Genomic DNA, 11,040 nt, shown 5'->3' on the forward strand with positions numbered 1-11,040 from the left:
CAAGGACACATCGCTTTAGCTGGACCTCTTGCCATCCGCCGGAAGGAGAAACGCAATGAGCCATCCTGATGCGCACGCTAGTGCTCTTGATCCATTTACTTGGCAATCGACGCTCGACAGCAATCTGGACAGAAAAGGCCTGTTGCTCCGCCTGTTCGCCGAACAGCGATTCATGGCCGCGCAGGTGCGAACCTGCAAGCTGGATCACAGGGACTATCTGCTTTCGCTGATTGATCCGGCATCGACGGTGAACGATGGCACTCGGCACTCATCAAGCGTCGACGGCCATCGAATGCAGAGCGTCATCACCGAAGCGGCAAAGAAAGCTCATTGGGGCAAGCCCCCAAGACATGGTCGGGCGCAAGGCATCGCTGCCCACTATGACGCGCAGACCTGCATGGCGGTCGTTCTCGATATCGAAGTGAGCGACGAAGGCCGCTTGATCATTCATGACGCGGTCGTTGTCGCGGACTTGGGTTTCTTGAAAAATCCTGGTCGCGTGCGCTCGCAGCTCGAAGGCGCTTGCCTGATAGGGATAGCGTTCGTGACATCCTGCGATTTTGAGCCGACCCTCGGAGATACCCGGGCTAAACCTGCCTATCGCACCCGTTGGCCACTCGTCTCATGGCTGCCAGGACAGATCGCGGTGCACCTGATCAAACCCACCGGGGCTCCCGAAGCCGGCCAGCCCAGCCAGACCAGTTACGCACCTGTCGCCCGGGCCTTGTGCAATGCGATTTTGAAGGCCACGGGTAACGGTTCGGTCCGGAGCCAGCTAACCGTCGCCACAGCAAGCCAGCTAAATTAAAGCTTCCAGATCAGATGAGGTTCTGCGCCATGCCTTCAGGATCCAATGTTTTTTTCAACAGCCGCGGGCAACGCGGCGCGGACCTGTTCGTAGAAGTGCTTCGCAGCGAGGGGGTACGTTACGTCTTCGGCAATCCGGGAACAACCGAACTGCCTTTGCTCGACGCCCTCTCAGGCGCCTCAGACATCCAATACATCCTCGGCCTCCAAGAGGCCTCAGTCGTAGCGATGGCCGACGGTTATGCGCAGGCATCCGGTCGCCCCGGCTTCGTCAACCTCCATACGGCCGGTGGACTCGGCAATGCAATGGGCGCAATTCTCAACGCGAAGATGGCGAATACGCCGCTTGTCGTCACGGCGGGCCAACAAGATACGCGACATGGCGTGACCGACCCGCTGCTCCACGGAGACCTCGTCGCTCTCGCCCGACCGAGCGTCAAATGGGCGGAAGAAATTCATCATCTCGAACACATCCCGATGCTGCTGCGTCGTGCGTTTCAAGACTGTCGCACGGGGCCGGCCGGCCCGGTTTTCCTTTCCCTGCCGATAAACGTGATGGAGCAACACACGGATGTAACGGCCGGCCCGCCATCGCGAATCGAGCGCGGTGCCGTGACCGGGGCGATTGAGGAATTGGCCGCTGCCTTAGCGGCAATTACCCCCGGTTGTCTGGCGATTATCGTTGGAGAGGAAGTGTTCCAGTCGAGCGCGGAAGTTGAAGCCGTGAAGCTCGCCGAAGCACTCGGCGCGCCGGTCTACGGGCCATCCTGGCCCGGGCATATTCCGTTTCCGACGGCTCATCCGCAGTGGCGGGGAACGCTGCCTGCGAAGGCTTCCGATATCAGAGAGACGCTCTCTGACTTCGACGCAGTCTTCCTGCTCGGCGGCCATTCGTTGATCAGCTATCAATATTCCCAGGGCCCCGCTATTCCATCTCACTGTCGCCTTATCCAATTGACCGGCGATGGACACCAATTAGGCAGAGTCCACGAGACAGCGCTAGGGCTGATCGGAGATTTAAGACTCTCCTTGCAAACGCTGTTGCCGATACTGGACAAGAAATTGGTCCCACACAGCGAGGCAATCGCAACGCTGCGAAACGTCGCAGGCCAAGAACGCGATACACGTCGTGCCGACGTCGTCGCTCGCGTCAGTCGCGAATTCAACACGCCGGTGACAACGCCTTTCGTGGCTGCCCACGAGGCTATCCGGGCAATCGGGCCGGACGCCTGGATCGTCGACGAAGCACCTGCTACGATTCCTCATGTCCGTGCCTGCCTGGACTCCCATTCGGCCCGCCAGTATCTTTTTACCCGCAGCGCCATCCTGGGCTGGGGCATGCCGGCGGCTGTCGGTACGTCGCTTGGCCTGGACCGCAGCCCGGTAGTCTGTCTGGTCGGTGATGGCTCGGCAATGTACTCACCGCAAGCACTCTGGACGGCGGCGCATGAACGGCTGCCGATCACGTTCGTTGTCATGAACAACGGCGAATACAATATTTTGAAGAGTTACGCTCGTAGCCAGGCGCACTATCTGAGTGCAAGCACTCACCGGTTCATCGGCATGGACCTCTGCGACCCGGCGATCGATTTCCTGGCCCTCGCCTCTTCCATGGGGATCCCTTCCCGCAGGATCGAGCGCGCCGGCGATATTGCAGGAGCTGTCGAAGAAGGTATTCGCTCAGGCTGCCCGAATCTCATTGAACTACCGATCATGCCCTGAAGGAATGGGCGCACCTGGTCCCTGCTGACACTCACCCCAAACACCCCGCACCAGTTCCTTCAGCAGCAGCGCCTCGCTCCAGCGATCCGTTATGTCGCGCCCATCACTCCCTGTGATCGCATAGGGTGGCGGGCCAAGTTCACAGGTGAAGGACAGGCTCGTGGGTGTGTTCGGTCGCGCGAGCCAATCCTTGATTCCGTAGCGCCACCAGCCCAGAAACCGGTCCAACCAGGGGCGATGCTGGGCAAAGGTCAAGGGCACCTGGACCTGCTCACTATTAGCGACTCGCCCGTGAAACCCCCAACTGTGTCGTAGGATGGTGTGAATCTGTTCGTCGTCTTCGGCCGCGGCCGGCTCAGGCAATTCGCGGCCCACGACGTAATGGGACAAGTCAGCCAACAACTTGAGGTCGGGCATCTGCGCGAGCAAGTCGAGGGTGAACAACAGGTCACTGGTGAGACGATAGCGGTGGGTTTCCAGCAGGATCGGAAAGTCCACCTGCTCGGCCAGACGCTGCCAGCCTTCGATCAGGGTGATCGCCTGTGCCAGCGTGCGCGGCCGGACGTCGGCTTGCAGCGTGAGGTGGTGGCAGCCGTAACGGGAGGCCACCTCAAGTGCTTGCGCCAAGTCATTCACGGTGCGGGGGAACAGTTGACCTTCGATTTGCAGGCCTTGCGCCTTGGCAGCGGCATGCAGACGTTCGGCCTGTGGCGCGACCCAGAAATGGTCGGTGACCCCATCGAAGCCAGCAGCGGCAATCTTCTCCACCTGCGCCTCCAGGCAAAGATCGCATTGACCACGGTGATCTTGCATGGCCCACAGGGACTGAAATACCAGGAATTCACGCATGTCAGGGCCTTAGCAGATGTTTGAGCGAGACATCGGCGTCGGCCAATGCGTCCACAGAGAGTGGAGTCAGGTTGGCAATCAGCCGTTCACACAACTTGATGTCCTTGGCAACGCTGTTGCCCTGCCCCCAGCCGCAAGCGCCTTGCAGACGTTGCTCGGTGTCCAGGTAGAACAGCAGCAGACCACCGCCTGCCAAGGTGCGAACAGCCGAAGGTGGCGTCGGTGGGATCACGCCCACCGTCTGTAAGCCCCAGTCGTACTGATCAGACCAGAAGCCGGGAACACCCTCGAACGGCAGCTCGCCGCCCAACAGATTCAATGCCGCGTGACGGCCCTGGGTCTCGGCATTGCGCCAGGTTTCCTGGCGCTGGAATAACGCATCGGCGTGCAGGCGAAACTCACACACATCGCCGGCAGCAAAGATGTCTGGTGCACTGGTGCGCAACTGGGCATCGACTCGAATCCCCTGGCCCACTTCCAGCCCCGCCGCCGCGGCCAATTCGATGTTGGGTTGCATGCCGATACCGACTACCACCCAGTCACAGGGCAACACCTGGCCGTCCACCAGTTGCACCGCCTCAGCGCGTTCGATGCCTTGTACCCTTTCAAGCGCTACGTTCAGCCGCACGTCTACGCCCTGTTGCCGATGCAATTCCAACAAGGCCTGGGACACAGCTTCAGGCAAGACTCGCCCGGCCAGTCGTGGCCCGGCTTCCAGCAACGTCACCTGACAGCCTAAGGTTCGGGCCGTTGCCGCGACTTCGAGGCCGATAAAGCCACCGCCGATGATCACCAGGCGCGTGCCGGGTATCAATGCGCTGCGCAGGGCCAGGGCGTCGTCATGGGTGCGCAGGTAAAGCACGTTGGCCAGAGGTTCAGGCACCAGGGACAAGCGACGCGCTCTGCCCCCGGTCGCCAACAGTAATCGGCTGTAGGGCAACCAACGTCCGTCGGTCAATTGCAGGCGGTGGTGCTGCGGATCCAGGCTTTTTACCGGGTTGCCCGCCAGGTGTTCGATGTTCAGTTCAGTGAGCCGGCTATCCCTCCACAGGCGGCAATCGTCCAGCTCCATCGTGCCGTGCAGCAAGCCCTTGGACAGCGGAGGACGCTCGTACGGCAAATGGAGTTCATCGCCGATCAGGATCAGCCGACCGGTATAACCCTGCTCGCGCAAGGTCAGCGCCGCGCGGCCACCGGCATGGCCGGCGCCGACGATAATCAGTGGAGCACTCATGGCGTGCACTCCTGGCGGTCAAGCCGAAATGGCGAGCAGAACTCGCCCCGCGTCGACCCGTACCGGAAAGGTCTTGAGGTTGACGCACACTGGCGCCCCCAAGGCTTTGCCGGTGCGATAGTCAAAGCGCCCGTTGTGCTTGGGGCACTCGATGACGTGGTCCATCACCAGGCCGTCAGCCAGGTGGATCGACTCGTGAGTACACAGGCCAGCGGTGGCAAAAAACTCGTTGTCAGCAGAGCGGTAGATGGCATAGGTATGCGGACCGTGGTCGAAGCGAATGACGTCTTCTTCATTGATTTCGCCCACGGCGCATACATCGATCCATTGATCGTTCATGGCGTTTTCTCTTGTTCGGGATACAGCCGGAGGGTGTCAGCCCAGGGTGGCTTCAGCCTGTGGATGAGCGTCGGTGGCAGGCCTTGAGCTACCGACGGGGCGGCGCACGAAATACGTCGGGTCCTTGCGCTGCTTCAAGAGGGTCGGAATGATTTCCTTGAAGGCCTCACCTATGTTGGCGTAAGGCGGCGGGCAGTCGTGGCGGATCTCTTCATGGAGTTGCGCCAGGGCGTGGTACGGCACCATCGGGTACATGTGGTGCTCAAGGTGATAATTCATGTTCATGTACAGAAAGCGCAGTACCCGGTTCATATAGATGGTGCGGCAGTTGCTGCGGTGGTCCAGCACGTCTTCCGCCAGGCCTACATGTTGGGTGAGGCCAAACAGGTAGGACAACCAGCCGCCATACAGGATGGGCAGGCCGATATACATCAGCGGCAACCAGCTGTGCAGGTAAAGCGCCGCGCCAAAGATAACCGCGTAAATCACGAGCCAGATACGGGCCGCCAGGAACACCTTGGACCATTCGGACTCAGGAATGAACGTCTGTTCCTGCGCATCCATTTTGCCAACCGCGTGCCGGCACACGCCCCCCATCGTCTTCAGCAGCAACGGGATCTGGAACAGGCTCAGCAGCATCATGAACAAGCTCGGTGGACGCGGTTCGACGATTTCCGGATCGCGGCCGACGACGATGGTGTCGGTATGGTGCCGGGCATGGCTCCAGCGCCACACATGGGGCTCGAACATGCACATGAAGCTCGCCACCTGGTAGAGCGCATCATTCATCCAGTGAGTCTTGAAAGCTGTGCCGTGGCCGGTTTCATGCCAGCGCGGGTTGGAGGCGGTGGCGTACAGAACGCCATACGCTAGAAAAAACGGCACACAAGCCCAAGTGCCCCAGAACCAGTAGCCGCCGAAGCCGGTGGTCAGCAGGGCCAGCAGCCAGATGGCGGTGTCGAGCAAGGCCGGACCGTCGCGGCGCTGCATCAGTTGCTTCATGCGTTGACGGGAGATGGGCGACTGGTACCAACTGGCCGATACAAGGCCTTTTTCAGCCGCGCGTGCGGCTTCAGGGCCGGTCAGGCGATAGTCCCGAGTAGAGGCGGTGTTGTCTTGAGACATTGTTATTGTTCTCCGCAAGCGTGAGATGTCAGGTGCTTTGCGTAAGAAAATATAGAGAGCGTGGAAGCCCCCCTCAAGGGCTTGAATACATTCCCTATCAAGCTATCATCCAGCTCCTGCGGGGCTTGATAGTTTTCTATCAAGACGCTTTGAAGGTTCATCATGAATAACAATAAACGCCCCACCATCGCCACGGTCGCCGAACACGCAGGCTTAAGTGTCGCCACCGTCGACCGCGTGCTCAACGCTCGCGCCCCGGTTAATCCAGCCACTGCCGAACAGGTGCTTCAGGCCGCCGAAGCCGTGGGTTATTTTGCCGCGCGGCTGATCGGCCAACGCATTCTCGAACGTCGCCCCACGTACCGTTTCGGCATCCTGCTGCTGGGCACCGCCCAGGCGTTCTACGCCAACCTGGCCCAAGCCATCACCGAGGCCGCGCAGCGCCAGGCCGGAGCCAACCTGACCTGCCAATTCGAATACGTTTTTGATCGCACCCCCAGCGCCATCATTGCCCAGATCGAACAGTTGGCAGTGCAATGCGACGGCCTGGCGGTGGTCAGCTTCGCCCACCCGCTGATCAACGCCGCCCTTGCCCAGATTCGCGGGGCCGGAGTGCCCGTGGTGGCACTGCTGTCGGGCATTCATGAGGCGGCGGCCGAGCCCTATGTCGGCCAGGACAATCAAGTAGTCGGGCGCACGATGGGGTGGCTGCTGGCCCGCACCTGTGGCGCGCGCAAAGGCAGCATCGGCATTCTGCTCGGTGGCCATCGCTTTCTTGGCCACCAGGAGCGGGTCGAAGGCTTGCACAGTTACTTGGCCGAACACGCACCTGGGTTGCGCCCGCTGGAGCCGCTGATCAATCTGGATAACTGCGACATCACCGAGGAAGCAACCCTCGACCTGCTGGTTCGGCATAGCGATTTGCGCGGGTTATGCGTGGTAGGCGGCGGTGGCGACGGGATCATCAACGCGTTGGCGCAACTGCCCAAGCGCCCGACGCTGTGCTGCATTTTGCAGGAGTCCACCGAGCTGTCACGCCAAGCCCTGGCTCAGGGTTTGGTCGACGTGGTGATCGACTCTCAGCCGCGCCAGACCGCAACGGCGCTGGTGAATCTGTTGGTGGAATTGCAGACTGCGCAGCAGTTCGATCCTGTGCGTCACCGGGTGCATATTCCGCTGCAGATTGTGACATCGGAAAATACCTAAAGCTGATGGGCTGGCGGTACAACCTGCTCGGTCTTTGATGGCACGGCCTTCCTGCTTATGCCTGTCGGATCTACCTCCGGGCTAAACCGTTGGTACTGTTCCGCCGTCGATCACAAACTCACTTCCCGTGATAGATGCCGCTCGCGGCGAAGCCAGGAAACCGATCAGGTCAGCAACTTCGCAAGGCGTCGATGGGCGGCCGAGCGGGATACCCCCAAGTGCTTTCATGATGATCTCTTTGCCACCTTGGTAGTCAGTACCTGCCTCCTGCGCGAGTCGCTCGGCCAATGCGACCGACGCTTCGGTTTCAACCCAGCCCGGCGAAACCCGAACCACGCGGACGCCTCTGGGCGAAACCTCTTTCGATAAACTTTTGCTGTACGTCGAAAGCGCGGCCTTGGCCGCCGCGTAAGCTGTTGTAGCCTCCGGCAGTGGCAGCCGACTCTGGATGGAGGTGACGTGGATGACGACCCCTTCCCTGCGCTCCAGCATACCCGGGAGCAAGGCGCGATCGAGGCGCACCGCCGGCAACAGGTTCAGGTTGAGCTCTCGTTGCCACTGTTCCTCGTCCAGCGCAGCAAAACCGCCGCCGGGTGCCGACGAACCACCCAGGACGTGGATCATGATGTCCACGCCACCCAGCCGCTGTTGGATCGCGGCGATCAGTACATCACAACCTTCCCGGGTCGAAAGATCAGCCGCAATCAGAAGAGCGCCCGGCATTTCCACGTCCACCTGCCTGGCCGAGGTAATGACCTTCGCACCCTCGGCCAGTAACAACTCGACGACAGCCTTGCCGATGCCTTTGGTGCCACCGGTGACGAGGACCCGCTTGCCAGTCAAACCTAGATTCAGCATGGCGTGATCTCCAGGGAACGGATTAGACCGTCTTCCAGTGTGAAGAGGTAACTCAGTTGAACCGGGCTACCGGGGAAATTCCCAACAAGGCGCGCAATGACAGTCAGCTCGCCCTGCCCTTGCAGGGCTTGCAGTGGTTGGACCTGATAGATGAAGGCTCTGCGTGCCTCCTGTTGCCAGGCTTCGATGGCAGCCGTTCCTTCGTACGTTTTTCTTTCATCGCAAACCGTGGCGTCAGAGCGGAAGCAGCTCGCAAGTTGCGCTGTATCGCCACCATTGCTGATTGCAAAGTACGTCTGCACGACGTCGGGAAGCTGAAGGGTCATTTGCCGATCTCCTGGATGAATGTCCTGGAGCAATCTTGCTGCCTGACGGATAGTTTGTTCAACTGGGACAAACCTTTATGACCAATCCCGAAATTCAGGACAATCCATGCCACAAGATCGTTTAGGCCTCAGTGAGCTGGACGCTGTTATAGCGGTCGCACGCAGGGGCTCGTTTCGGCAAGCCGCTATCGATCTCGACGTCTCCACCACCGCGCTGAGCAACACCATCGCGCAACTGGAAACCCGCCTCGAATCGCGGCTGTTCAATCGCACGACCCGTAGCGTGGCCATCACCGAAGCCGGCAAGATATTTCTGGAGCAGGTGGGGCCAGCCTTGCAGGATCTGCGTGCTGCACTCGATGCAGTGCGATCGCATAACGCCGGGCCCTCAGGCACGCTGCGTATCAATGCGTTCGCCAGCGCTGCCCGATCGGCGCTCCTGCCACTGGTGATGGAGTTCTTGCAGCATCATCCGCAAGTACACATCGACCTCGTCACCGAAGGCCGTCTGGTGGATATCGTGGCTGACGGCTTCGATTTCGGCGTGCGCTCAGCAAGCCTCGTTCCGAACGACGTGATTGTCGTCCCGCTCGGCCCTCCGCAACGGTACGCGGTGGTCGGTTCGCCGGCGTACTTCGAAAAACACGGTAAACCGCGAACGCCATCCGAGCTGCTCCAGCATCGCTGCATCCGCGTTCGACTACCGAATGGAGCGATTTTCCCGTGGCATTTCGAGCGGGACGGGGAAGTGACTCGCCTCGATGTGAACGGGCCGCTTACGCTGGATGAATCCAGCGTGGTCAAGGTGGCGGTGCAGGAAGGCATGGGGCTCGGTTTTTTCATGGAGCAGGACGTTCACAACGAAATCCGCACCGGACAGTTCGTGCGGACTCTCGAAGACTGGACACCGCCCAGAGACAAGCTGTGCCTGTACTACCCGAACCGCCGCAACCCCAGCGCGGCAGCCAAGGCATTCATCGACCTGGCACGCGCCAGTCAAGCCAAACTGGACGGGCTCGCCTGATTCAGGCTTGACCTTGACCTGGCTCAGGCAATCAACCCCAGTGTCAGCCCCTTCAAGGTAGCGGCTGCCCGGGTCGAGCATTCCAGTTTGCGAAAGATGCTTTCCATATGCGTGCGAACCGTGCTCGGACTGATGTCCAGCAGCCGCGCCACCTCCTTGTTGCTGGCGCCACGGCTGATCTCCAGCAGGATGCGGCACTCGCGAGACGTGAGTAACGAAGCCTTCGGTTGCCGCATCCGCCGCTCGCCACCTGCGGCGGCAATGACTGCTTCGCAAACATCGTTGTCGAACAAGCCATTGCCAGCATCCTGTTTGAGCAGCCTGGCTGCATCCGCTTCGCCGTAAGCCGATCGCCATGGCCTGGCTTCCCTTAGCGCGACCCAGGCTACCGATGTGGCGAACAGGCGATGCTCGGCACTCAGCGCATCACCCGCCACGCCTCGAAAATAGCCACTGCCGTTGAGCCGTTCATAGGCATGGGCTGCAATCTCTGCGGGCACAGCCAGTTCAGTGATAGGTCTAAGCGCCTGTTGCGTCCAGTAAGGGACAAGGCGCACCCGCTCCGCAGCGCTGTATGGCAGCGTTCCTGCGGTATTCCACAGGTGGTTCGAAACGGCTGCCCGGCCGAGACCGTAGATGAGCGCGGACTTGCCAATGTCTGTCAAAGTCGGTTCACGCAGCCCCCACAGGCGTCCAGCTTCCACGGCGACATGCGCGACCTGCCGCGAATGCCCTGCCAACCACGGCAGCTTCAAGTCGATTATGTCTCCCACCAACGTCAGTGAGACGCAACGCTGCTCATGCCCGTGGTCAACGGTTTTCCACAGCGTTTCCAGATCCGCCAGCCAGTCCTTTGCGTTGTCCAGAAGCAACGATACCAGCGACGCTGGATAGCGCCGATCCGACTGTTCTCTGATCCAGCGTAGCGCCGCATCCAGACCGTGTGCACGACTGAGAATATCCAGATCACCTGCAAGTACTACCTGATAGGCGACCTCCGGAATGTGCTCATGGGTCAGACCCAGCGGCCGGCCAGTGCCGTCGTAGGTTTCGAACACGCGACACAGGCCCGCCTCGACGGCGGCACCGAGCTGGAGGGTTTTGGCGATGGCTCCAGACACCTCACAGTGCACAACGGCAAGCGGGGTTGCCTGATGCACCGCGTTCATTTGCTCATTGCCCAGCGTCAAATCGAGCATCGCGCGGCGGCCATCGACGTCGTCGCCCAGCAGATCCGCAAAGCCTTCGGCATTGGCGGTGCAACCGGACCAGCGCAGCAAGGCAACCTGTTCCGCTACCCTCAGGTGCTCACCGTCGCCGTGCTGGGCCTGCGCAAGCATCCGCGCCAGTGCGGCAACGCGCCGGGAATGACCGAGAGGTTGTCCCATGCTGAGGTCACCGACCTGGGCGATCGTCGCCAGTGCCCCACCCAGGGAGATGTCCAGTTGCAACTCACTATCCATGAAAAATGTCCCGGGGTCGGCTAATTGACCGATGCCCACATCGCAGGCCGGTCAGCGGAATTTGAACTCCCGAACAGGAGCTCATCC

11 protein-coding genes are annotated in these 11,040 nt (G+C 60.6%); 4 read left to right on the forward strand and 7 right to left on the reverse strand.

Features of this window, described 5'->3' with window-relative positions:
- Positions 1-55: 55 nt before the first annotated feature.
- A complete protein-coding gene (locus tag PSH91_RS16220) occupies positions 56-808 on the forward strand; it encodes a hypothetical protein (RefSeq protein WP_305466195.1) in 753 nt (250 codons plus the stop codon).
- 29 nt (positions 809-837) lie between these two features.
- Positions 838-2,529, forward strand: a complete 1,692-nt coding sequence (locus PSH91_RS16225) for a thiamine pyrophosphate-binding protein (protein ID WP_305466196.1) — start codon at positions 838-840, stop codon at positions 2,527-2,529.
- Here PSH91_RS16225 and PSH91_RS16230 read toward each other — a convergent pair.
- The 4 genes from PSH91_RS16230 to PSH91_RS16245 are packed head-to-tail and all read right to left on the reverse strand — an operon-like array spanning position 2,512 to position 6,076.
- Positions 2,512-3,378 (reverse strand): sugar phosphate isomerase/epimerase, encoded by an 867-nt coding sequence (locus PSH91_RS16230; protein ID WP_305466197.1) that lies wholly within the window; start codon positions 3,376-3,378, stop codon positions 2,512-2,514. The genes PSH91_RS16225 and PSH91_RS16230 overlap by 18 nt on opposite strands.
- A gap of 1 nt (position 3,379) precedes the next feature.
- The gene (locus PSH91_RS16235; protein ID WP_305466198.1) at positions 3,380-4,612 is read right to left on the reverse strand and encodes an NAD(P)/FAD-dependent oxidoreductase; all 1,233 of its coding nucleotides are present in this window, start codon (positions 4,610-4,612) and stop codon (positions 3,380-3,382) included.
- Positions 4,613-4,630: 18 nt separating this feature from the next.
- A complete protein-coding gene (locus tag PSH91_RS16240; protein WP_047229685.1) occupies positions 4,631-4,951 on the reverse strand; it encodes a MocE family 2Fe-2S type ferredoxin in 321 nt (106 codons plus the stop codon).
- Between the two features lie 36 nt (positions 4,952-4,987).
- On the reverse strand, positions 4,988-6,076 hold the full coding sequence (locus PSH91_RS16245) for a fatty acid desaturase family protein (RefSeq protein WP_305466200.1): 1,089 nt from the start codon (positions 6,074-6,076) through the stop codon (positions 4,988-4,990).
- A gap of 162 nt (positions 6,077-6,238) precedes the next feature.
- Between PSH91_RS16245 and PSH91_RS16250 the strand changes: the two genes are divergently transcribed.
- Entirely contained in the window at positions 6,239-7,282 is a 1,044-nt protein-coding gene (locus PSH91_RS16250; RefSeq protein WP_305466202.1) for a LacI family DNA-binding transcriptional regulator, read from the forward strand.
- A gap of 81 nt (positions 7,283-7,363) precedes the next feature.
- Here PSH91_RS16250 and PSH91_RS16255 read toward each other — a convergent pair whose 3' ends face one another.
- Together PSH91_RS16255 and PSH91_RS16260 are read right to left on the reverse strand one after the other, a co-directional pair.
- Positions 7,364-8,140 (reverse strand): SDR family oxidoreductase, encoded by a 777-nt coding sequence (locus PSH91_RS16255; protein ID WP_288911275.1) that lies wholly within the window; start codon positions 8,138-8,140, stop codon positions 7,364-7,366.
- On the reverse strand, positions 8,134-8,466 hold the full coding sequence (locus PSH91_RS16260; protein WP_076384089.1) for a nuclear transport factor 2 family protein: 333 nt from the start codon (positions 8,464-8,466) through the stop codon (positions 8,134-8,136). Before PSH91_RS16260 ends, PSH91_RS16255 begins: the two co-directional genes overlap by 7 nt.
- A 106-nt stretch (positions 8,467-8,572) precedes the next feature.
- Here PSH91_RS16260 and PSH91_RS16265 point away from each other — a divergent pair, with 106 nt between their 5' ends.
- On the forward strand, positions 8,573-9,490 hold the full coding sequence (locus PSH91_RS16265) for a LysR family transcriptional regulator (protein WP_139049715.1): 918 nt from the start codon (positions 8,573-8,575) through the stop codon (positions 9,488-9,490).
- 23 nt (positions 9,491-9,513) lie between these two features.
- On the opposite strand, the gene PSH91_RS16270 is transcribed toward PSH91_RS16265, so the two are convergent.
- A complete protein-coding gene (locus PSH91_RS16270; protein WP_305468551.1) occupies positions 9,514-10,953 on the reverse strand; it encodes an HD domain-containing phosphohydrolase in 1,440 nt (479 codons plus the stop codon).
- Positions 10,954-11,040: the final 87 nt, after the last annotated feature.

The organism is Pseudomonas sp. FP1154 (assembly GCF_030687245.1).
GTDB classification, from domain to species: domain Bacteria; phylum Pseudomonadota; class Gammaproteobacteria; order Pseudomonadales; family Pseudomonadaceae; genus Aquipseudomonas; species Aquipseudomonas rhizophila.

What these genes read in the sequence shown, in the direction of transcription:
- PSH91_RS16220 (WP_305466195.1), top strand. Translation starts at nt 56, where the DNA reads ATGAGCCATCCTGATGCGCACGCTAGTGCTCTTGATCCATTTACTTGG.
- PSH91_RS16225 (WP_305466196.1), top strand. Translation starts at nt 838, where the DNA reads ATGCCTTCAGGATCCAATGTTTTTTTCAACAGCCGCGGGCAACGCGGC.
- PSH91_RS16230 (WP_305466197.1), bottom strand. Translation starts at nt 3,378, where the DNA reads ATGCGTGAATTCCTGGTATTTCAGTCCCTGTGGGCCATGCAAGATCAC.
- PSH91_RS16235 (WP_305466198.1), bottom strand. Translation starts at nt 4,612, where the DNA reads ATGAGTGCTCCACTGATTATCGTCGGCGCCGGCCATGCCGGTGGCCGC.
- PSH91_RS16240 (WP_047229685.1), bottom strand. Translation starts at nt 4,951, where the DNA reads ATGAACGATCAATGGATCGATGTATGCGCCGTGGGCGAAATCAATGAA.
- PSH91_RS16245 (WP_305466200.1), bottom strand. Translation starts at nt 6,076, where the DNA reads ATGTCTCAAGACAACACCGCCTCTACTCGGGACTATCGCCTGACCGGC.
- PSH91_RS16250 (WP_305466202.1), top strand. Translation starts at nt 6,239, where the DNA reads ATGAATAACAATAAACGCCCCACCATCGCCACGGTCGCCGAACACGCA.
- PSH91_RS16255 (WP_288911275.1), bottom strand. Translation starts at nt 8,140, where the DNA reads ATGCTGAATCTAGGTTTGACTGGCAAGCGGGTCCTCGTCACCGGTGGC.
- PSH91_RS16260 (WP_076384089.1), bottom strand. Translation starts at nt 8,466, where the DNA reads ATGACCCTTCAGCTTCCCGACGTCGTGCAGACGTACTTTGCAATCAGC.
- PSH91_RS16265 (WP_139049715.1), top strand. Translation starts at nt 8,573, where the DNA reads ATGCCACAAGATCGTTTAGGCCTCAGTGAGCTGGACGCTGTTATAGCG.
- PSH91_RS16270 (WP_305468551.1), bottom strand. Translation starts at nt 10,953, where the DNA reads ATGGATAGTGAGTTGCAACTGGACATCTCCCTGGGTGGGGCACTGGCG.